Here is a 22120-nt window from a genome sequence, read left to right as displayed (position 1 = left end):
TTAACTTGCTGCAATTAATCCTTCAATTTTGTAAATGTCTTGCCGCACTCCGAACAGGTTACTTCATAAGGAGTCCCTAGCGGGATATTTCCTATTTCGCTAACCGTTTCATGCCCGCATATTTCGCATGTAGCCACGTCAAAATGGTAATTGCGCGGCGTGAAATTCGTCCGGTTATAACCGCTGGCTATACATTTTCTATTCACGATGGTATATAGCGTCTTTAGATCCGTGATCCACTCGTTTTTCCAATGGTCGTAGGAATAGAATTCTTCCTTCGTGATCCGGTAATATTCCGGTGTATCCGTTATTCCCGTCAGGATTTCAAAAACGTACATGTCTTCCAGAATCCCGACGCTTTGATAGGGGCCTTCTTTTAACCTGTATAGTTTTTGTAGTCCATAACTCTTTTTATTTCTTATGAATTGATCAATAACAGCACCTACCTGCTCGATTAGGATCTTTTCAATCTCTCTGGCATCGTCGGGATGAAACATGTGCGAAGACTTCTCGACCCAATACAAATGTTTGGATTTCAGCGCATTCAAATGATCAAAGTAGGTTTGGATCAGGCTCCCATAAACATGGACATCCTTACGACCATGAATAAAGAAGATAGGTACATCTACATTCTTTGCGGATTCGAAAAAGTTAACTCTAGAAAAGTCTTCGATCATTTGCTGCGTGAATGAAAAGATGAAGCCTTTATAAAGAGAATTATATATGTCCTTAAGCGTATAATCAGAGGAAAACAGCATAATCTTCATCGCGTCCAAAAGGCTGGGCGGTTTGATTTCTTTATTTTTATAGATCATGGAGTTATATCTCATTAACCACTTTCTCAACAGTCCCCATTGCTTATAGCTTTCTGTGTAGGGTGGCTCTCCTAATCGGGTCAATTCATCAACGGCCTTGCTGTGTCCTCGCTTGGTTGCTTCATTTATTACCCATTCCCGGCATAACCGATCATTTTCGGGCCAATCCACAATCTGGGAGATTCCTATGTAAGCATGCAATTTATCGGGAATTTGGGTAGCAAGAGATAGACCGATCACGCTTCCCCACGAATGACCCGCTATGACGATCTTATCTTGTACAAAACGTTCCCTAAGATAATCAACAAGCTCTTTCGCATCGGAAATAAACTGAGCGAGATTTATCGATTCTTTGGGGATGCCGGGGTGATAGGACTTCCCGGTTCCGCGCTGGTCCCAAAATACAAGCACGTAATGATGAATCAGCTCTTTGGAAGTAGTAGCCACGGTGTAATCCCGAAATCGACAGCTTACGCCTGGCAACGGCATGCTTGGACCTCCATGCAGGAACAGAAGTACAGGTTTGTCGGTATGCTGGGCCTGTATTAAAATGGTCTGTTCAATACCGCCAATGTTTAGTCTTTCAACTGTACTGATCCCTGACTCCGGTATTTCAAAATCTCTCTTTCTGGAGAGTAATTTCAAGTGGGGCACCACCTTTAATTTGTTGTTGATTAGGGCTATTTTATCATACGGGTGAATGGCCTAAGTGGCATAAATTATCAAAAGTCAGGATTTTAATGTTGAAATAAATGGAATAGAGTGTATTTAGGCTTAAGGGGGGAATGGATTGCTTTCTTTCTCTAATAGTATTGAAAAAAGAACCCGTACGATTCGGATGGGCTATCTCATTTTAATGACCCTTGTGTTTTATGCTTATGCACTGCTGGACAACCATCGCCTAAACCAATCCGACTATTGGGCCTCCAAAAGCCGTATAACGCAGGAAGATGTCGAAGCCATTCAACGCCTTGGGACGTGGGTAACTTCCTTTGAGGAATTGTTTTTTGCTGAATTTGTAATAGCCTTTATTGTCGTTCATATTTACACACTAAAAAACAATAAGATCTCCCTGCGCTTTATAGGGTTCAATGCCGCTTTGTTTATGGGAATTGCCCTTATAAATTTCATTGTTTTTCTTGCGACTTCTATGCCGATCGGCAATCTTATGCAGCCGTTATTATTGCCGTCATCCATGGTGATCGTGCTTTTTGTGTATGTGCAGTTGTTAAAGTTGAAAAAATAAGGATACTGGCGCTGTTCAAAACACGGACCCCTACGGTCGGTGTTTTTTTGTGCGGATAGAACGGCGGCCATAAAGAAAAAGGCCGGGGACTGGGCTAGTCTTCGGCCTGGGGTATGCAGGTTCTACTTTGTGTTTTGTAACACATGCCAGTTCGTGGCGGCATCGATATTCGACGGGTGAAATACCCTCGTGTTTTTTTAAAAGCCTTTGAAAATGAATAAAAATCCATATAGCCGATGGCCGGAGCAATGGATCTCTGGGACAAGCTTAATCTATCCGGCGACATTGTCGTGGGAATTGATCGGCGTATCTTCACCCTTTATGCCCAGGCACAGGGAAACGACCAATGATCTGGTCCCATGAAGCCGTTACCGATAACTTCGTTTACGAATGGATTCTTGCCCATTAGTCGGAGATGCTGAAAGCGATGAAATGTTTGGTAAGCGTCCGCAGTGTAGGGGGCTTATTCCCCGGAATGGCCCATATGTGTGGTGATGGCTGTACACAGGTGGTGGATCTTGGGGTCAAAGAGCATGAGTATTACGGCATTTTTGTGGTTTATCCGAAGGATAGCGACCGCCGTACGATCAGTTCACATGTCCCTGCGGATAATAAAGGGGCCGTTGAATGGGGTGCTGTACGTTTTTGTAATTCCTTAGAGACCATAACCTCCGGCTGAACCATACGGTAACCGTGTTTTTTGGCTGCGATGAAAGAGTCCGGAATGTGTGACGTCGAGCATTGTTTGCAATCGGATACGCCTTCCTTCTCGATAGTGTCCGATGGCGGGATCCAAGTCCGGGCGGAGGGCATGATCAATCCGATCCCCAAGCTGGTGAAAGCGCTGCTGCCTTTATTTCCTCAGCCTTTGACGATTATTACGGCCACGGGCTTCACGTTGATGTTAAAGACGAAGCATCGGGGAAATTGCTTGATGGGTATTGGTGAGCTAAAATTGCTATTACACTTGATAGTTTTTGTTGCCATTACTGGATGTATAACTTTTTAAGTCATATATTATCCAAAATATTGGCGGGTAATTCGAATGAGCGCACAATTTTGGCTAGTAGTACAGCATCTCCTAAAGACGCAAAAGTCAGCCAACGTGAACGTTGGTTAAGAGATCGGTCAGGGGTTCGACTCCCCGCGCCTTCAAAATGTAAGCAAAAACCCCAAACGAGGATTGGGGTTTTTGCTTACATTTTAACTTTTTCTTCATGCTTCATAACTGAGGAATCCGGCATACGAAGTGTTGTATAATACATAACATATTGATAGTCTTTCAGTTTTTAGTGGCTTTAAGGCTTCCGCTAGTGTATCCATTATGAGGTCTTGTCTTCAGTGTACATTCTAGCCCCAAATATCAGAGCCAAACGAATACAGCAAACAACTGAATTGAGAGGCACTTGTATCAATTTACTCCTGTAGCAATTATAAGGCTGTTTAGAAGGAATTGATGGTAAGAGGAAAGCGGAACGATAAGCGGAGAACTGATAGTATTTCATCGACAGAGAAAGGGGGACCACTTGGATCTCCATGCAGTGTTGATCAAGTAAGCTCCTTGATTCGGTACCAATCTTACGCCTTCTTATCTTGTGGAATACTCTTTTATTAGTAAAATTGCTGCAGGTATGAAAATACTATACAATTCATATAGGGAACAAATGTTCGATATTAATATTGACCGAGAGTGAATTGTAAAGTAAACTTATAATAATATTATTATAAGTTTACGAAATGTTCGATGACATTGATATTGGAGGGGGAAACTATTTATAAGTATACTGATGAAGAATTTATGGACAAAGTAAACGATAAAATTGGGAACGTTCGTCTTTTTAAAAAACATTTAAGAAAACAAGGATTGATAGGAAATAGGCAACAGTTTTCAGAAGAACATATTAAATTGTTTAAAGAGATCAGGGAATACAAAAGAGCTCATCATACCACCTGGGATATGGCATTTAAGGTGGGTTTGAAGTCTTATTTAAAAGAAAAAACTGTGCAGGTTCCTTTAGGTACTTATGTTGCTGAATCTTTAGAAAATAATATCGAATACACGCTTACTGAAATCTTAAAAACGTTACAACGAATTGAATCAAAACTTAATAATAAAAATTGATTAACTAAGAGTAATGATATTAACTAATCCGAAAAAAATGAAAATCATAGGAAAACAGCATGGGTGCTTAATATATGTTATCCTATTATTATTGTCTTTTTTAAGAGGTGAAATAATGCAAAGCAAAGATTTAATTGACAGAAGAAGAGGTCTGTCGGGTACTTTTGCGCTTAATAAAACTGAGCCTATTCATAGATGGTATAAATATGATGAAGGCTATTCAAGTGAACTAATTGTCAATGAGTTTAATAAACTGCCTATTAAAGCTAATTCTCTCTTTGAACCATTTGGAGGATCTGGAACAACGCCTCTAGTAGCTGCTCAGCTTGGAATTGAGTCATACTTCACAGAGATAAACCCCTTCATGGCATATGTAACTGAAACTAAAATAAATTCATTAAGAGAAGCAAGTAATAAACAAGATGAAGTGATAGATTCGTTACTAAATTTAAAATCAAAAGTTACGGGCTTAAATTTTGAAGACCAAGAATGTGGAGATTCTATTGAATTTGATGGTTTTGAAAAGTATTTTGATTTTGAAGTTTTATTAAAAATTAAGATTATAAAAGGACTAATTAAAGATATATTTGAGCCTCTTTCTAAAAGATTTGCTTTAATAGCCCTCTCTGCCATTGCGGTAAGAGTATCAAAAATGGTTAAGAGGGGTGATTTAAGATACGCGAAGGATAATGAGAAAAAAAATGAAGACTTTGATGTATTCTTGCATTTCTCTGATAAAGTTGAAGAAATAATTATTGATATTAGAGAGACCTCAGAAAGTATTCAAGCTAATACTTTATTTATTCATGCAGACGCTAGGCAGGCCTATTTACCGAAAGAAGTAGATTGTGTAATAACCTCACCACCTTACTTAAATGGAACGAATTATATAAGAAATACAAAGCTTGAGCTAAAGCTATTGGATTTTATTAAAACGGAGAAGGATTTACCAAATCTTCATTCAAATGGAATTATGGCGGGTATTAATAGTGTATCAAGGAGAAGAAATATACCACATATAATGGATGAGGTTAAACCATATGTCGAAAGATTAGAAAATTCTTATGATAAAAGAATTCCAGTGATGGTAGCAGGATACTTTTATGATATGAATAATGTTTTTCAACGAATAAAAGAAATATTACGTAATGATGGTATTTTTGTATTAGATATAGGTGATTCACAGTTTGATGGGGTTCACATTCCAACGGACATACTACTATCAAGGGTTGCAAAGAATCATGGTTTTATTTTATACGAGGAGGAAGTCCTACGTACCAGAAGGTCTAAGAATCAAATGATATTAACACAAAAAATCTTGCGGTATCGATTAAAGAAATGAGTTGATTTAAATGAAAGCTTTAAAAACAAAAAAGCTTGAGGACGTCCATGAACAGTTTGAAAAAAAAGCAGTTAGTTTTATGGATGAACTTGCATTTAGAAAAGAACCCTATAATGGTCGCAATTGGGGGCACCCCTGGCATTCTTTATGTTCTTATCATGGTAAATTAAAGCCAGCTATTGCTTATCATTTAATTAATACCTTTACTGAAGCAGGTCAAGTAGTGCTTGACCCTATGAGCGGAGTGGGAACTATTCCTTTTGAAGCATCCTTGCAAGGGAGAAAAGGAATAGGTAATGATTTGAATGAAATGGCATATTGTGTAACCAGAGCAAAGTTAATAACTGCTAATAAAGAAGATGTTTATAGGTTGTTGGATGAATTAGATAGGTTTATTGATTTGTTCAAAGTTAATTCTAATCGGGATTATGTTCCATATGCTGATTTTGGATTTAATGGAAATTTACCGGATTACTTCCATGCAGAAACTTACTCTGAAATATTGGCAGCAAGACAATTCTTCTTAGATAAAAAGACTAACTTTTCAGTAGAGGGAAGTTTTGTATTCTCGTGTTTTTTACACATTTTACATGGGAATAGACCTTATGCACTTTCGAGAAACTCCCATCCCTTGACTCCGTATGCACCAACAGGGGAGTTTATTTATAAAAATGTAGTATCACATATAAGAAATAAGGTTGATCTCTCTTATAAAAAAGGTAGTTGGGATAACTTTGTGAATGGAGATGCTATATTAGGTGATTTATTTACATTAGAGGAGAAACTATCCGAGAAGGTTGATGCCATAATAACTTCACCTCCATTTTTCGACTCTATACGGTTTTACATCAGCAATTGGATGAGGTTATGGTTGGCGGGGTGGGAACCAGAGGATTTTAAAAAAGCGGATGCGAAATTTTTAGAGGGAAAACAAATAAGAGATATTACAATATATAGAGATTTCTTTAAAATTTGTAGTAATCTCATGAAAGACAATGGGATAATGATTCTACACTTAGGTAAATCGAAAAAGTGTGATATGGCAAAAGAGTTATCTTTATTATCAAATGAATTTTTTTATACTGTTCATATAGGTAATGAGAATGTAGAGCAGTTAGAGAAGCATGGAATAAAGGATAAGGGTTCTACTACCGAACATCAATTTTTATTTTTATTGAAACGCTAAAAAAGGTGAGCATTATGCCCACCTTTTTTTATCTGTTGTATTTTTGTTGATATTGTTGATTAGCAGCGTTTATCCAAGTATCTGATATTTTTGAGGAATAATCAAAAAAGTCCACTCCAGTATCATGTTTTATTCTGTTTCTTAATTTGATAAGCTCATCAATATATTTACTGTATTTAACTAAGAGGTCGTCTACGATGTCTGGATCTTTTAATTTCTCTAATGCGATTTGATTATATCCTGGCTCGCCAGCCATTAATTCATACGGAATTCCTGTTAACACAGATAATCTTCTTATTTCATTATTTGTATAAAATTCACTGGGCCAGCTTCCAGATTTTTCGCCATTGCAGGTTCTACAAAGAAGTGTTGCATTAGCTGTATCCAATGGATATAAGTAATAAACTGGTAAAGTATGGTCTAAATTTTTTTCGATTGTTTCAACATCTGATAAGTCTTCATTACATTTGAAGCAATGGTGGTTAAATCTTTCGTAGACGGCATTACTATCAAGTTTAGAATGACCTGACAATTCAACATATAACCTTCTTTTTTGCGCTGACTCACGATGTTGGTCACTTATACGAGTCTGATTTTTAATACTATTGTATTTGTTTTTGCAAACTCGACACTCACCCTGTCTACCTGTATTTCTTGTTTTGTGGTGGCCAAAAGCAGATAAAGGTTTTAAGGTGTTACAAACGATACAGTATTTGTACTCTAATGCCTCTGCAATATATTCCTCGTGATAAATTGTAAATTGCCCTTTTTCTAAAATAACACTCACTCCGTTATCTGTTTGCTCTAATTCATAGTCATAAAAAATAGATTCTCCACCTTCATACATAACAAAACCACAAACAGGACAAGTGACCTCATGTTCATTTTCATACTGTTCCTTTCTTACAGTAATAAAGTGCTGACATTCAGGATTAAAACACTGAAAGCCTAGGAAGGCAACATCACTCATCCCTTTAACATGGTCTACCCTAATCTGGTTTTGTTTTTTAACTATTGAATAGGTTTTTCTTCTTGCCAAAGTTATTCTCCCCTTTTTTACATATATGATAGATAAAGTTTGTAGATCTGCCAAGTTAGTTTGAATTTCATCTACATCCGAGGATGTATCGGCTAAGAAATGTTACAGCCTAGAATAAAACGAAAAGATAGTAGTCTAGAAATGTGAAAAAATGGTGAGGTAATATTCCTGCGATATGCCAATTCCAGAGGCCAAAAGATTGTCTACTTTCATGTGTTGATGATCGGGGTGGCTAGAAAGGCTGCAGTAAGATGCCTGATCTTTGATATAGATAGCGTTTTACGCAAGACAAGCGATGGGATGAATGACATGAACGATAAGCATTACGATTCAGACGTTTGCAAGTCCATTCTGCTGATGAAATTGAAGGATCAAGAAAAATGGCAATAAACGATGGTAAGTCAACCCAATTTTGATATTTATACTGCCGATAACTTTCAACTAAGAGGGGGTTGAAGATAAATAAGTATAATTTTATTGGCTAAGAAAGAGTACCTCCCATATAATATCCATCCTGTTTTATTAATCAATTTTATCCTCCACCAAATCAATAATCTCCCGAATATCTCTTATATTTAAAGCCTCAGCAATTCTTTCAATATGGCTAAAATTAATGCTTTCACGTTTGCCATTAGACAGCTCGCTTAGTGCGGCATGGCGCACGTCGGCTCGTCGAGACAACTCTCTTAGCGAAATTTGATGTTCTTTGGTTAGCTCTGCTATTTTAACTACTACCTTTTTTCCCATTCCGGCACCTCTTTACAGTTCATTAATGACTTGACTATACGTATAAGCGTACCGTAAAATATTATTTATAGTGGTACTTGTATACGTATCAACGGAGGTGCCCCCATGCCCACCCTTCTAGAATCTCTATACTACGGCAAGCTAATCCCTAGCGAAACGACCGTCCCCCAAGACCCCGAGTATCGCCAACTAAGCAGACAAATATCCGAGTCCATGGAGTCGTGGAAAAGAAAGCTCTCCGAAGATGATTTCGAAGAGCTTGAGTCTTTGTTTGATTTGTACCAGCAGCTTCAGGGAATGGAGCTGGCGGGTTCTTTTGCACAAGGGTTTCGGTTGGGGGCGGGGTTGGTCTTTGAGGTATATGCGGCAGGCCCCGCTGATCCGGATTAACTGTTGGGCTATACGATACTTGGCTCTTTATGTGTTTATGTCTTGGATCTTTATGTATTTATGAATTCTACTTCGGAAGGCCATTTCTTATCTCCTGAACCTCCTTCTCCGTTACCTGCTGAGACTGACAGATCGCTTCAAGCTGCTTCTCTATGTTGTTCAATTGGAGCTGCGTTTCCTGATGGATTTTTTTGGTTGCTTTTTGTGCTTTGGTGTTGTCCACTAATACGCAAATGGTAACGCCGGCGCTGAAAATCGTCAGGCCCCGGGCCAGTTGATCTATATCCAGTTGGTTGATGGACATAAAGCAATCGGCGACCCCGGCCCCAATGAGGAATCCTCCAATAATCATCACCGTGTTCAGAGCCCACTTTTGTTCTTTTATGGTGTTTATATCCGGTTTGCTGGTTAACATATTTGATAGTATGCGCTTCATGTTTGCCTGCCCTTCATTTACATGACGGTATAAAATATCACATCTGATTCTACTATAATGGCTCTTCTATATTTTAACAACGGACGGTATACGCTCGACTCTAGTATCATCAATGGGTAATAACCTTTGAAGAATGTTTATAATAGAATCATCAGATCTCAATCATCTCAGTAAGGAGGCTGTTTACATGAACCAACAGATTCCGGAATATACGCTTAATGATGGCTTGAAGGTCCCCGCGATCGGGCTCGGCACGTATAGTCTGAAAGGGGAAGAAGGCGTTAAGGCGATGGCCGCCGCGATGGATGCGGGGTATCGGTTGATTGATTCGGCTTTTAATTATGAAAATGAAGGGGCTGTCGGGAAGGCGATCAAGCAGAGTTCCGTTGCCAGGGAAGAGCTGCTGATTTGTTCGAAGCTGCCGGGGCGACATCATGACTATAAAAAGGCGCTCGAAACGATAGAGGAATCGTTGTACCGCGCGGATCTGGAATATTATGATCTCTATTTGATCCACTGGCCCAATCCCAAGCAGGATAAGTTCGTGGAAGCTTGGCAGGCGATGATTGAGGCCCGGAAGCGCGGATATATCCGGTCGATCGGGGTTAGTAATTTCCTTCCCGAACATTTGGAGCGCCTGATTAAGGAGACCGGGGTGGCGCCGAGTATGAATCAGGTGGAGCTGCATCCGTTTTTTGACCAGGCGGTTCAGCGGGAGAAACATAAGGAACATGGGATCATGACGGAATCCTGGAGCCCGCTCGGGCGCGGGAATGATATTGTGGAGCATGAAAAGATCGTCCAGATTGGACAAGCTCACGGAAAGACGGGGGGCCAGGTGATTCTGTGCTGGCATACCCAGCTGGGGGCGATTCCGATCCCGAAATCCGGTTCTCTTCAGCATCAGAGAGATAATCTCGATATTTTCGATTTTGAGCTGACGGCGGAGGAGATGGAGGTCATCGCCTCGTTTAACCGGGAAGACGGACGATTGTGGGGTCAGGATCCGGGCGAGTACGAGGAGTTTTAAACGGTATTACAGAAAAAAAACGAGGCTCTGAATCGGCTGGGATAGCCGTTTTAGAGCCTCATCCTTTTGCTCAAGAATAAATTAAGTAGGCCGGTTGCTCATCTTAATGGCTTGCGCTTGGGAAGAAGCGTACAGATCGGCAATCAACCGCATGGTTTTGATGCCTTCCCCGGCGTGAATCGGGAAGCGGGTCCCGCTTCGGACATGATCGTAGAAGTCTTTGATCAGCAGCTGATGGCTGGTGCCCCAATAGGATTTACCCGTAACCAGACCTTGTTCGTCCAAGGTGGCAGGGGGCTCACACAGCAGAGTTTCGGAGCCGTGCTGAATGAGGTGCAAGCAATCGTTACGCTGCTGGAGCACCCCTTGTTCGAACACCAGCTCCAGCTCTACCGGGGAATTGGAGACATAGGCGTTCGTGGCATAAAACAAGGCCCGGGCCCCGTTGGTAAACCGGATGTGGGCATGCGCCGTATCCTCGACCTCAATGGTGTCGCCCAGGGCATCGGTGCTTGCGCTGCCATGAATGGAAGCCACCTCGCCGCCGAACCATTGAAGCAGGTCGAGGGTATGAATCGCCTGGTTGATCAGCACGCCGCCGCCTTCGGTCGCCCAGCGTCCGCGCCAAGGGCTGGAAGTATAATAAGCCGGGCCTCGATCCCAGGTGACGATGCCTTTAAGACCAAGCAGACGTCCCAGCGTTCCGGCGTCGATGATCTCGCGGATTTTCCGGGAGGAGGCGTTATAACGGTTTTGAAAGGCAATGCCCAGTTGGGCCGGGCTTTGGCTTGCTTCCCGGAGCAAAGCCTCTGCAGCGTGGAGATGATGAGCCATTGGCTTTTCCGTGAGTACATGCTTGCCTGAGCGGAGCAAGTCGATCGCCATCCCGGCGTGGAGGTGATGGGGCGTGCATAGATGCACGACCTGAATATCTTCCCGGTCCAGTAGCGTTTGTATATCGCCGGCTGCCTCACAATGATATCTTTCGGCGGCTTGTGCGGCCCTGGCCGGATCACTGTCCACGATCATCTTTAGATGAACACCGTTCAATTTGGCTATACTGTCGGCATGAAGAGGGGATATACCACCGGCACCGACAATGGCCGAACCGATTTGATCTCTCATGATGCATCCTTCCCGTCTATAGAGATGTAGTGAGACGAAGCGCCTGGTTCTGTGCCTTCAGGCAGAGTTCTGCGGCTTTAAAAGCATGCTCCTGAGTCATCGCACGTTCGGTCCGGTGGATGCAATCCAGGATCAACTCTCCGAAGTAAGGAAATCCGACCTGTCCGCGAACGGCAAAATGCTGTTCTCCGTCCTTATTGACCAGATAGACATGGTCTCCCGCCGCATCCCGGGCAATGTCGGTATACTTTCGCAGCTCGATGTATCCATCGGTTCCCAGAATGAAGGTCCGACCGTCTCCCCAGGTACTTAGTCCGTCCGGCGTAAACCAGTCAACCCGGAAGTATTGGGTCGCTCCGTTATCGCCGACCAGCGTCGCGTCGCCGTAATCCTCCAGCTCCGGGTATTCGGCATGGTTATAGTTGGCGACCTTGCTGTGCACCACCTCGGCATCCTTGCAGCCGGAGTAGAACAGAAATTGCTCGATCTGATGGCTGCCGATGTCGCAGAGAATGCCGCCGTACTTGTCTTTTTCAAAAAACCAGGACGGCCTGGAAGGGGCATTTAACCGGTGCGGACCGAATCCGGTAATTTGCAGCACCCGGCCAATGGCCCCCTGCTGAATCAGTTGCCCGGCGTAAACCGCAGATTCCACATGCAGGCGCTCGCTGTAGTAAACCGCATATTTCCGGCCGGTCCGCTCTACCTTCAGGCGGGCCGCCTCCAATTGCTCCAGGCTGGTGAACGGCGCCTTGTCGGTGAAGTAATCCTTGCCCGCATCCATCACCTGGAGCCCTAAGGGGCCTCGTTCGGAGGGGACCGCTGCGGCGGCAACGAGCCGAACCTCCGGGTCGCCAAGGATTTGTTCAAGACTGGCGGCCGGATCGGCCTGCGGATAGGATTTCAGAAAGGCCTGTACTTTGGCCGGATCCGGATCATAGACCCATTTCAGGGTCGCTCCGCCCTCGATCAATCCGCCGGTCATGCCATAAATATGTCCGTGATCCAGGGCAGCGGCGGCAAAGACGAACTCGCCCGGCTGCACGACCGGATTGGGCCGCCCTTTTGGCGCATAGTTCATTCCGTCGCGGGTCTGAAAAGATTCGACATGTCCGTTAGCATCCGATGGCATAGATACGTACCCTCCTTAGATTCGCTCCTGAATGAATTCGGCAAACTGCCGAAGCATAGCTCCGGAATTCCAGGTGCCGCTGAAGTCTTCGATGCCGAGATAGCCGTTGTAGTGAACGGACTTCAAATCCGCCAGCAACCGGCCGATATCGACGGCTCCGTTATGCAGGGAGGCCCATTCACAGCGCCATTCGGACGTTCCGTCCTTGCGTTTGCCGGTTTCGACCCAAGCGGCATTTTTGATATGAACATGGGCCAGATACGGACCAAGCAGCTCGAGTCCCAACTTGAATTGCTCGTAGCCTTCATACACCATGTTCCCGGGGTCGAACAAGACGCCTATGAGGTCGGGATCGCAGTGGCTGACAAGCCGATGAGCCAGGCCGGCACTGGGGGCAATGGTAAAATGGTGCGTCTCTACGACCCCTTTGACACCGTATTGTTTGGCAAGCCGCTCGGCTTCCTTCAGATAGCGGACGGTCTTGTCGTAAAGCTCGGGATAGGGTGTGCCATCGCCATAACCGGCGGCTCCGACGCGAATCATCTTCGCCCCCAGCAGACGAGCGGCATGGAAGGCTTGCTCGGTCTCCTCCAGACCGAGGTGATTCAGGTAGGGAGTGACGCTGACCATCTCCAGGCCCGCGTCTTCGGTAAGATGCTTGAAGCGCAGCAACTCGTCGTCTGATAGAGACGGATCAATGGAGCACAGATTATTGCGCCAGTAGGACGGCGCTTCCCCGGTCGCATCGGCCGGAATTTCCTTGTATCGCCATTCCACCCCATGGAGTCCGGCTTCCCGGGCTGCTTGAACTAACTCCTCCGGGGTGAGATCCGGTGTTGCTACGGTAAATACGGACAGTTTCATCGCGGGTTGAACCTCCTTGAAATCGCTTGGTTTGGTTTTAAACTTTCACGGCTTAATGCTAATGCGTACCCGAAACATCGAGCGTTTTGCCGTCTGCGCTATGTTTACGGAAGGTTGAAGCTTCGATCTTCTCCAGCAGCTTGGCGTGGTACAAATCCTCATCCAGCGGCAGATTCACCCAATCCTCGGTCCAGGACGACAAATGCATGGCATTGGACAGCGTCAAGCCGTGAATGCCTTCCTCTCCCGGAGCCAACAACGGCTCGCCGTGCAGAATGGCGTTCGTAAAATTCCGCAAAATGCCTTTATGCTGCGAACCTTCCCCCTCGCCGACCGGAATCTCGCATTTCCAGCATTCGGGTTGGCCGAATCCGCCCGTAAATTCCGCGTTAAACTGAGGCTCAGGCACCCGCAGCCGCCAAAAGGTCAGCTTGCCGTCCTCGACGACGATTTTTCCGTGATCCCCGGTCAGCTCAAAGCGATTCGTCCCGGGCGCTTCGCCGGTTGTGGTCACGAACAGCCCCGTGGCGCCGTTGCTATATTCAACATAAGCGGTGACGTCATCCTCGACCTCGATGTTCCGGTATTTGCCGAAGTGGCAAAAAGCGCGAATCCGTGCCGGCATCATCCCGGTCGTCCATTGCCAGAGGTCGAGCTGGTGCGGATCCTGATTAAGCAGCACGCCGCCGCCTTCGCCGGCCCAAGTGGCGCGCCAGCCGCCGGAATCGTAATAGCTCTGCGAACGATACCAGTTCGTAATAATCCAATTCGTTCGGCGAATCTCGCCGAGCTCCCCGGATAACACCAGCTCGCGCAGCTTGGCATAGAGCGGGTTGGTCCGCTGGTTGTACATGATGCCGAACAGCTTGCCAGAGGCTTCAGCCGCGCGGTTCATCTCCCGGACCGCCTTGGTGTAGACGCCGGCGGGCTTTTCAATCAACACATGGTAACCGCTTTCAAGTGCCTGTGCCGCCAAGGTGGGATGATCATAATGCGGCGTTGCGATCAGAACCGCATCCATGGCATGAGAAGCCATGAAATCATCGGGATTTCCGAAGGCAAGCACTTGGGCGGGGAGATGCTCCTTTGCCCATTGCAGCCGCTTGGGATTTATATCGCATACCGCAGTCAACTCGGCTCCCTGAATATCGTGGATCAGGCTTAACGCATGGGCGGAGCCCATATTCCCGATGCCGATGATGCCAAACCGTACTTTGTCCATATTGATTGATCCCTGCCTTTCTTTAATCCAGTCATAATTGACGCACGCATATATAAGGTTGGATTTCTATTTGTCGCTCTTAGCTTAGCTTGAATATTCGGGAATGAGAATGACAAAGATTAAGCGTCTTTTGCACAAAATTAAGGTGAATGTGTTAAATTTCGCTCGCAATGCTACAATCAACAGAGAAGAGGAATCCACAGAGAGGACGGGGAGAAAGGATGAATGAAATGGAGCTTCTGGCCGGAAGAATGCCCGAAAGCTTGACCGTGACCGTAACGCATGCCCAACTGAAAAGCGGTCTTCCGGGCTGGAACCGGACGGAGCTGTCCCCGAGCTTTAACCGGCTGTATTTCATTCCTCAAGGGGAAGGCTCCGTCATGATCAATGGCGAGACGTATTATCCGCGTCCCAATCAATTGATGATCATGCCTGCGGGTTCCAGCCAAACCACGTACACTAATCCGGACAATCCGTATTCCAGATATTTTTGCCATTTCGATGCCCAGGTGGGAGGCTGGCCGCTATTTCATGCGGGGAGTAAGCTTTATATCAGCAATGTGCGTAATCCGGAGTATGTCCGTATGACGTTTGAAGAGATGATTCACCAATTTCAAAGCGGCGGCCCTTTTGCCGGGCTGCGGATGCAGGCCTGCCTGCTGAATTTGATTGCTTGCTGTCTGGAAGAGGGAGGGTATCACGATTATTTGAAGGATTACATGCAGATGACGGAACGAAACAAGCTGGGAAAAGTGCTGGCATATATTCAGGAGCATCTGTGCGAGTCTATCGAGATCGAAGCGTTAGCCCACCTCGTACATTTGCATCCGAACTATTTCATTCCTTATTTCAAAAAGATCATGGGAGTCACCCCTATGCATTACGTGCAGCAAAAGCGGATGGAGGAAGCCAAGCGGCTACTGACTTTCACGGATACGAGCATTGCCGATATTGCCGAGCAACTGGGCATGCAGCTAGCGCATTTTTCCCGCCAGTTCAAGAGTCATGCGGGCATATCGCCAACCTCGTATCGGGCTTGTACGCGGTAATGCATGAATAATTTTCCTCCTTCTGCAAACACTGTGGAAAATAACGGGAGGCGATTATTCATGTGTCAACGTTTCTCCATGACGGCGGAGCTGCCGGAAGTGCAGGAGCATTTTCAAGTCGAGCGGGTGATGTACTACTATAAAAATCGCTATAACGTGAGCCCTACGCAGCATACGCATGTCGTGCTGCAGCAGAACGGGGAGCGGATTCTGGACGAGTTCCGCTGGGGATTCATTCCTTACTGGGGCAAAGATGCGGTCAACGCGGATCTCCGGAAGGTTCACCAGAACCCGACCTATCGCAAATTGGTGGACAAGCAGCGATGCGTCATCCCGTGCAACGGGTTTTACTATTGGAAGCAAGAAGGCAAGAAGTCGTACCCGGTAAGGGTCGTCATGAAAAACCGTGGCATGTTTGGGGTTGCCGGCTTGTACGAAATTTGGCGGGATACGCGCGGAGAGCCGCTGCGCACCTTCACCCTGGTCATGACGGAAGCTAACCCGCTGATCGGCGAATTCGAGAGCCGCATGCCGGCGATCTTATCGCCGGAAGGCGTGGCCCGGTGGCTCGATGAGGAGACGCAAGATTTTCATGCGCTGGATCCGATTCTTCGCCCCCATACCTCCGTAGAGATGCATGCCTACGCGGTCACGCCGCTGATCGACAATAACAGGTACGATACGGAGGAATGCCTTCGGGAAATGGATTTGGAGCGGGCTTGGGTCAAGCGCTGATCCTCCGCAATATTTTTAAAGCGAAGAAAGACCACCCCTCAAGGGTGGTCTTTCTTATAGGAGGGAGACAACGTCTGCCCTCAAACCGCCTTAATCGTATCCCGTATCACCAAGCTTGTAGGCAGCATGACTTTCTTGTTGCCGTAAGACGAGCCTTCGGTAATTTCAAACAGCAGCTTGGCGCTCTCGTAGCCGAGGACGTCGAAATATTGCTTTACCGTGCTCAAGGCGACCTTGGCGAATTTGGAGCTTTCGAAATCGTCAAAGCCCATGAGGGATACTTGTTCGGGAATCCGAATGTCGAGTGCGGTGAGCTGTTCGATTACCTCCAGGGCCCGTTTGTCGTTGGCGCAGAACAGGGCGGTCAGCTCTCCGCTTCGGATAAGGCGCGCCAGCGCGGCGTAGTCCAATTCCTTGTCCAGGAACAAGAGCGATTCGGGGATCGGAAGGGACGCGTTCGACATGGCGTTGTAATAACCGTTGTATCTGTCAACCTCCGGGCTCAGGTGGTAGTCGTAAGCCGCGAATCCGATTCGGCGATGACCTTGCTTGATCAAGTATTCTACGGCTTCATAAGCTCCGTCGTGGTTGTTGCAGGTGACGACGTTGACCGGATAGCCGGAAGGGGAACGGTCGAGCATCACGAACGGAATCGCTTTTTTGCGAATTTCCCCGAGATAGCCCTTCGCCGCTTCGGGATTGGAGGAATAGATGAGAATACCTCTTAGTTCCGTTTGAATCAGCTCCAGAACAAGCTCCCGCTCCTGGTCGAAGTCGTTTTCCACGAATTCGATGATCAGTTTGCAGCCCTGCTTGCCCAGAAAGGATTGAATGCCCCTCATGATCTGCATATACGAACTATCGTACAGGTCGATGCCGGAGATGACGAAGGCCACCAGATTGGAGGTCTTTTCCGGGACGGCCGCCTGGCTGGCCACGAAGCTTCCCTTCCCTCTGACGCGGTAGATCACGCCCTCGTTCACCAGCTCCGACAACGCCTTACGGACGGTGATGGAGCTGACATCCAGCAGCTTGGAAAATTCCGATTCGCTGGGAATCCGGTCGTCCTTCGTAAATTCCTGATTCTCGATCTGGGATAAGACATAGTCTTTCACCATCTGGTACTTTGGCAGAGCCAAGTCCTTCTTGCTCAAGTAGGTTCACCTCGTATTAACATTTCCTCAATTATAGCGCATATCGCTTTAAAAAGTATACGTACTTGGAGCGTACCCGGGAAAAAGTTTTGTCGAATGGATAGGTTATTTTCAGAAATCAGGCAGAAAAGGGAGCGAAATGAGATAAAAGGTTTGAATTTCGGGAACGTCTGTATTACTATGAGGTCAAATAAAGTATGTGTTTTGCTTAACTTATCATAATAACTTAAAAGTGGGGGAGACACCTTGCAAATATGAAGAATGCCCTATTTACGCCACCTCGCGCCGCCAACGACAAAAAAGAGCCGCCGGGCAATCCGGCAGCTCGATACTTGAGTTGTTTCGTCTAGAAGGTTACGATGGCGCCTTCCTTCTCGAACGGGTAGTCGATCACGATGCGGCCCGCTTCGGTATCGCCGATGCCGCTGTACAGATTGACCTTGCCGTCGGGACGCATTTCGATGCCGGCGGTGAAGGCGCAGTCGGTCAGATGCAGCTTTTTGGCGGGGCCATCCGGATAACAAGGACGGGTGCCGATGATTTTCAAATCCGAGAATTGGTTGGTCTGCGGGTCCACTACGAAAGCCATGTTCATATAGGTGGATGTATCTCCCTGGGCATAGCAGATATGTCCGATGACGCCGATCTTCCCGCTTTCGAGCAAGTAGGCCTGGTTGCAGCCGCCCCACTCATCCTTTTGGAACAGTCCGCGGATATAAGGGGCGTTCTCGATGACTTCCGGAGACAGGTCGTCGAGGCTGTCGATGACGGTGAATCCCACTAAGGATTCGCTTCCGAATTCCTTGCGCACCTCTTCGCCGCGCGGTCGCGAGAAGACGCCGATCTTGCCGTCCCGGAGCTCTACCAGCCGAATGTCCTTCATATAGTCCGGCCCGGTCGTGAAGTAGTAGAGATCATGAAGATCGCGGCCTTTGTAGAAATATCCGTAAAACGTATCGAGCCGTCCCTGCTTGTTACGCACATGCGTGCCGCCCAATACGATTTGTTTGCCGATTACGCTAATATAAGGGTCTTCAAGCTGATAAATCATCGTATCCGGCACGGCTGTCCACTCGTCGGGACCGCTCTGCTCGAACAGGCGAACCCAAGACCTTGCCCACTCATGGCGTCTTTCCACGCGTCCGTAAATGTAGCGCTTGCCGTTCCACTCAAACGGGATCGAAGGATTGTAGACATCGAAGCCTTCGACTCCGCGGAAGACAAGCTTGGCGCTTTCGTAAACGCGTTTGCCGGCTTCGAATTGCTGACGCAGTTCCATTAAGTTCATATCTGGCAAATCTCCTTTCGGGCTTCAATAACGATTCTATCTTAATCGATAGCTTTGCCCCAAATCTTGCTCCATTTTTGAATGCATTATGGTGTTTTGACATCGGAGGAACCTGTCATGGTCAATCTACGAACAAGGAGGATATCGCTATGTTAAAGTTACTGGCGGCGGACGGCATCGATGCTGAAATTCAGGCCCACTATCGGCTGATCGCTTCGGTGCGCGATACGATCGGCATGCATACGCACGATTTTTTCGAATTGTTTCTTATCCTGAAGGGAAGCGTCGTGCATGTCATAAACGGCAACCGGCAGCTGCTGGAGGAAAATATGCTCGTGTTCATACGGGACCGGGACGTTCATTACTATGAGCAGACGAAGGATAGCGATTGCCGGTTTATCAATTTGTCGTTCCATCGGGAGGTCCTGGACGACCTGATCGCTTTCCTGGGAGAAGGGTTCCCGAGCGAAAGGTTGCTTGAGCCGGCCATGCCGCCGTCGACCTTGCTGTCCAAAACGGAAAAGGAATATGTGCGGTACCGGCTGGACCAGCTCAGTCTGATTCCGCAGGAGAAGAAGCCGGCACTCAAAGCGGAGGTAAGAGCCATCCTGACCGACCTGTTCTCCCGGTACATTAAGGCCGAAGGGGAACACATCGAACTAAACGGACAGCCGGAATGGTTTAGGGCGCTATGCCGGGAAGCGGGAAAAAAGGAGCACTTCACGCGGGGAACGGCTGCGCTTGTCCAAATATCGGGCAAATCGCATGCCTACGTATGCAGAATGTTCAGGAAGCATCTCGGGATGTCCCCGACCCAGTATATTAATGAATTAAGAATGTCCTATGCCGAGAACTTGCTCCTGAATACGGATATGGACATCTTGGACATCAGTCTGGAGATCGGGCTGGATAATGTCAGTTATTTCTACGACTTGTTCAAGCGGAGACATAGCCTAACGCCGCATTTATATCGTCAGTTCGGGATTATCCGCAGATAGTATACTTAATTATCGTCCGGAATTTAATTAGTTCGGATGTGTTGACGAGTTAAATAGTATGTGTTATTTTCTACTTAGCATAACAACTTGTGAGACACCATGATGCTCATATCTGTAGGGGACGGTAGCCGAAGGCAAAAGCGTTTTCGACGAACGTTAGGATACAGCCTGGAGGTGAAATGAATGCGCTTACATATAAGGCGAACCCAATGGAAGGGCTTATGCGTCCGCGACCCGTAGTATCGGCCGTAACCGATCACAACATGTTAACAGTCAGGAGGTGTTTCTTTGAAGACAACCAATAACAGGCTGGCGGCCAGAATCTACAAGCACCGCTATCTCTACCTCATGGTGCTTCCCGGTTTTCTGACGATATTGATTTTTCACTATTTTCCGATGTACGGAATTTTAATCGCTTTCAAAGACTTCAACGCTTCCAAGGGAATCTGGGGAAGCGAGTGGGTGGGGTTCAAGTACTTCACTTCCTTCTTTCACGATCCCATGGCGTTCAGGGTTTTGAAGAACACGTTGCTTCTGGGTTTGTATACTTTATTATGGTCGTTTCCGGCGCCGATCATATTGGCCCTGTTGTTTAATGAACTGAAAAACAAGCGCTTTAAGAAGCTCGTACAGACGGTTTCTTATTTCCCGCATTTTATTTCGGTCGTCATCGTTGCGGGGCTGCTTAAGGAATTTACGGCGAGAGACGGATTGTTTAACAAAATCGTCGGCTTCTTCGGCGGAGATCCGATCATGTTCCTTCTCGAGCCCGGCTATTTCCGGACCATCTTCATCTCTTCCGGCATATGGCAGGGCGTCGGGTTCGGCACGATCATCTATCTTGCCGCATTAAGCGGAATAGATCCTACGCTCTACGACGTAGCCGAGGTAGACGGTGCAGGCCGATGGAGGAAGGTTTTGAACGTCACCTGGCCGTCGCTCAAGCCGACCACGATTATTTTGCTGATCTTCGCCGTGGGGGGAATCCTCGGGAACGATTTCCAGAAGATCATTCTGCTCTATTCGCCTGAGACTTACGAAGTGGCGGATGTCATAGGATCCTATGTTTATCGCCAAGGTATACTGGGCGCGCAATACGAATACACGACGGCCATCGGATTATTCATGTCGGTGATTTCCTTTACGATTCTTTTCTTAACGAATTGGATAAGCCGGAAAGTATCAGAGACGAGTTTGTTCTAGGTGGTGGGATTTTGAAAAAAGCTAGCTTAGGTTCCAGAACTTTCGATGCCATAAATCTTCTTATCATGCTATTCATCCTGGTTGTCGTGCTGTATCCGATCCTGAACATTATCGCGACATCGCTAAGCGGCACGCGTTACATCTCCTCCGGGAGCGTAACGATTTGGCCTAAGGGATTTAACCTGGAAGCTTATACGACGGTATTTAACGATCCTTACATTTTCAAAGGGTATCTGAACTCGATCATTTACGCGGTCGGTTCTACGGGCATCATGCTGCTGTTTACGGCATTAATGGCCTACCCGCTCACGATCCCGGGATTTGCGGGCAAAAAATTTCTTACCATCTTTCTCATGATCACGATGTTTTTTGGCGGAGGCTTGATTCCGACCTATCTGCTTATGCGCGGTCTGAACCTGCTGGACACGGTTTGGGTCATGATTCTTCCCGGCGCGATCAGCGCTTACAACGTGTTTCTGTTCCGAACCTTCTTTCTGAACATTCCCGCCGAGCTGAAGGACTCCGCCTATATCGACGGGGCGAACGATTTGGTCGTTCTGTTCAAGATCATCCTCCCGTTGTCGAAGGCGCTGTTTGCGACCTTTGCGCTATTCGGTCTGGTCGGAAGCTGGAACGGCTGGTTCGAAGCTTTGATCTACTTGCGGGACCAGGATAAGTATCCTTTGCAGATGGTGTTGAGAAATTACCTGTTCACCTTGGATACGACTGCGATTCAAGGGCGGATCGGCGGCGGCTCGGTAGCCGTAAATGGCCCGGGAGACACGCTCGATCCGAAGGCGGTACGAATGAGCGTCATTATTATTACCATGTTTCCGATCATGTGCATTTACCCGTTCTTCCAGAAGCATTTCACCAAAGGAATATTCGTCGGCTCGATCAAAGGCTGAGGGGCGGATGACAGCTGTGTAAGGAGGTGAGTGCGCAGAGTGTGCCTTGCAAGCGGATTGTGGATTTGAAAAAGCGGTTTATCGTACGA

At 46.6% G+C, this 22120-nt stretch carries 21 protein-coding genes; 11 read left to right on the top strand and 10 right to left on the bottom strand.

All coding sequences use genetic code 11. From position 1 onward, the window contains the following. Window positions 1-14: 14 nt before the first annotated feature. Complete coding sequence (locus tag ACLB09_RS18600) at window positions 15-1469, bottom strand: alpha/beta fold hydrolase (RefSeq protein WP_410771351.1); 1455 nt, start codon at window positions 1467-1469, stop codon at window positions 15-17. 136 nt (window positions 1470-1605) lie between these two features. On the opposite strand from ACLB09_RS18600, the gene ACLB09_RS18595 reads away from it, so the two are divergent. The 4 genes from ACLB09_RS18595 to ACLB09_RS18580 all read left to right on the top strand — a co-directional run bounded on the left by ACLB09_RS18595 (window position 1606) and on the right by ACLB09_RS18580 (window position 6711). Continuing rightward, window positions 1606-2061: a hypothetical protein gene (locus ACLB09_RS18595; protein ID WP_410771350.1), complete on the top strand. Its 456-nt coding sequence runs from the start codon at window positions 1606-1608 to the stop codon at window positions 2059-2061. A 1744-nt stretch (window positions 2062-3805) separates the two neighbouring features. Further along, entirely contained in the window at window positions 3806-4183 is a 378-nt protein-coding gene (locus ACLB09_RS18590) for a hypothetical protein (protein ID WP_410771349.1), read from the top strand. Window positions 4184-4298: 115 nt separating this feature from the next. Further along, window positions 4299-5525, top strand: a complete 1227-nt coding sequence (locus tag ACLB09_RS18585; RefSeq protein WP_410771348.1) for a hypothetical protein — start codon at window positions 4299-4301, stop codon at window positions 5523-5525. Between the two features lie 10 nt (window positions 5526-5535). After that, on the top strand, window positions 5536-6711 hold the full coding sequence (locus tag ACLB09_RS18580; RefSeq protein WP_410771347.1) for a DNA methyltransferase: 1176 nt from the start codon (window positions 5536-5538) through the stop codon (window positions 6709-6711). A gap of 28 nt (window positions 6712-6739) precedes the next feature. Here ACLB09_RS18580 and ACLB09_RS18575 read toward each other — a convergent pair whose 3' ends face one another. Both ACLB09_RS18575 and ACLB09_RS18570 read right to left on the bottom strand, forming a co-directional pair. Beyond that, entirely contained in the window at window positions 6740-7750 is a 1011-nt protein-coding gene (locus tag ACLB09_RS18575; RefSeq protein ID WP_410771346.1) for a hypothetical protein, read from the bottom strand. A gap of 522 nt (window positions 7751-8272) precedes the next feature. Next, window positions 8273-8497, bottom strand: a complete 225-nt coding sequence (locus ACLB09_RS18570; RefSeq protein WP_410771345.1) for a helix-turn-helix domain-containing protein — start codon at window positions 8495-8497, stop codon at window positions 8273-8275. Between the two features lie 105 nt (window positions 8498-8602). Here ACLB09_RS18570 and ACLB09_RS18565 point away from each other — a divergent pair, with 105 nt between their 5' ends. After that, entirely contained in the window at window positions 8603-8887 is a 285-nt protein-coding gene (locus tag ACLB09_RS18565) for a DUF6809 family protein (protein ID WP_410771344.1), read from the top strand. A gap of 67 nt (window positions 8888-8954) precedes the next feature. Here ACLB09_RS18565 and ACLB09_RS18560 read toward each other — a convergent pair whose 3' ends face one another. Then, on the bottom strand, window positions 8955-9323 hold the full coding sequence (locus tag ACLB09_RS18560; protein ID WP_410771343.1) for a hypothetical protein: 369 nt from the start codon (window positions 9321-9323) through the stop codon (window positions 8955-8957). 187 nt (window positions 9324-9510) lie between these two features. Between ACLB09_RS18560 and ACLB09_RS18555 the strand changes: the two genes are divergently transcribed. After that, on the top strand, window positions 9511-10353 hold the full coding sequence (locus ACLB09_RS18555) for an aldo/keto reductase (RefSeq protein WP_410771342.1): 843 nt from the start codon (window positions 9511-9513) through the stop codon (window positions 10351-10353). A gap of 81 nt (window positions 10354-10434) precedes the next feature. Here the strand turns inward: ACLB09_RS18555 and ACLB09_RS18550 are convergent, their stop codons facing one another. From ACLB09_RS18550 to ACLB09_RS18535, 4 genes are read right to left on the bottom strand one after another with little or no spacing between them, the layout of a single operon-like run. Beyond that, on the bottom strand, window positions 10435-11478 hold the full coding sequence (locus ACLB09_RS18550; protein WP_410771341.1) for a Gfo/Idh/MocA family protein: 1044 nt from the start codon (window positions 11476-11478) through the stop codon (window positions 10435-10437). A gap of 16 nt (window positions 11479-11494) precedes the next feature. Next, on the bottom strand, window positions 11495-12610 hold the full coding sequence (locus tag ACLB09_RS18545) for a Gfo/Idh/MocA family protein (RefSeq protein WP_410771340.1): 1116 nt from the start codon (window positions 12608-12610) through the stop codon (window positions 11495-11497). Window positions 12611-12625: 15 nt separating this feature from the next. Then, window positions 12626-13474, bottom strand: a complete 849-nt coding sequence (locus ACLB09_RS18540; RefSeq protein WP_410771339.1) for a sugar phosphate isomerase/epimerase family protein — start codon at window positions 13472-13474, stop codon at window positions 12626-12628. A gap of 58 nt (window positions 13475-13532) precedes the next feature. Next, complete coding sequence (locus tag ACLB09_RS18535) at window positions 13533-14696, bottom strand: Gfo/Idh/MocA family protein (RefSeq protein WP_410771338.1); 1164 nt, start codon at window positions 14694-14696, stop codon at window positions 13533-13535. 221 nt (window positions 14697-14917) lie between these two features. Between ACLB09_RS18535 and ACLB09_RS18530 the strand changes: the two genes are divergently transcribed. Together ACLB09_RS18530 and ACLB09_RS18525 are read left to right on the top strand one after the other, a co-directional pair. Beyond that, window positions 14918-15745, top strand: coding sequence for an AraC family transcriptional regulator (locus ACLB09_RS18530; RefSeq protein WP_410771337.1), 828 nt, complete (start codon window positions 14918-14920; stop codon window positions 15743-15745). A 60-nt stretch (window positions 15746-15805) separates the two neighbouring features. Next, window positions 15806-16480 carry an SOS response-associated peptidase gene (locus ACLB09_RS18525; protein ID WP_410771336.1) on the top strand — a complete coding sequence of 225 codons (675 nt, stop codon included), beginning with the start codon at window positions 15806-15808 and terminating at the stop codon, window positions 16478-16480. A gap of 80 nt (window positions 16481-16560) precedes the next feature. Here ACLB09_RS18525 and ACLB09_RS18520 read toward each other — a convergent pair whose 3' ends face one another. Further along, window positions 16561-17634 (bottom strand): substrate-binding domain-containing protein, encoded by a 1074-nt coding sequence (locus ACLB09_RS18520; RefSeq protein WP_410771335.1) that lies wholly within the window; start codon window positions 17632-17634, stop codon window positions 16561-16563. A 346-nt stretch (window positions 17635-17980) separates the two neighbouring features. Beyond that, complete coding sequence (locus ACLB09_RS18515) at window positions 17981-18922, bottom strand: MTP-1 family protein (RefSeq protein ID WP_410771334.1); 942 nt, start codon at window positions 18920-18922, stop codon at window positions 17981-17983. A 149-nt stretch (window positions 18923-19071) separates the two neighbouring features. Between ACLB09_RS18515 and ACLB09_RS18510 the strand changes: the two genes are divergently transcribed. From ACLB09_RS18510 to ACLB09_RS18500, 3 genes are all read left to right on the top strand, one after another. Continuing rightward, window positions 19072-19920, top strand: a complete 849-nt coding sequence (locus tag ACLB09_RS18510; protein ID WP_410771333.1) for an AraC family transcriptional regulator — start codon at window positions 19072-19074, stop codon at window positions 19918-19920. Window positions 19921-20208: 288 nt separating this feature from the next. Beyond that, window positions 20209-21123 carry an ABC transporter permease gene (locus ACLB09_RS18505; RefSeq protein ID WP_410771332.1) on the top strand — a complete coding sequence of 305 codons (915 nt, stop codon included), beginning with the start codon at window positions 20209-20211 and terminating at the stop codon, window positions 21121-21123. An 11-nt stretch (window positions 21124-21134) separates the two neighbouring features. Further along, window positions 21135-22031 carry a carbohydrate ABC transporter permease gene (locus ACLB09_RS18500; RefSeq protein WP_410771331.1) on the top strand — a complete coding sequence of 299 codons (897 nt, stop codon included), beginning with the start codon at window positions 21135-21137 and terminating at the stop codon, window positions 22029-22031. Window positions 22032-22120 lie beyond the last annotated feature (89 nt).

Source organism: Fontibacillus forbon, assembly GCF_046559655.1.
GTDB lineage: Bacteria > Bacillota > Bacilli > Paenibacillales > Paenibacillaceae > Fontibacillus.
Note: the sequence above shows the minus strand (reverse complement) of the source record. Positions and strands in the feature narration are given on the sequence as shown.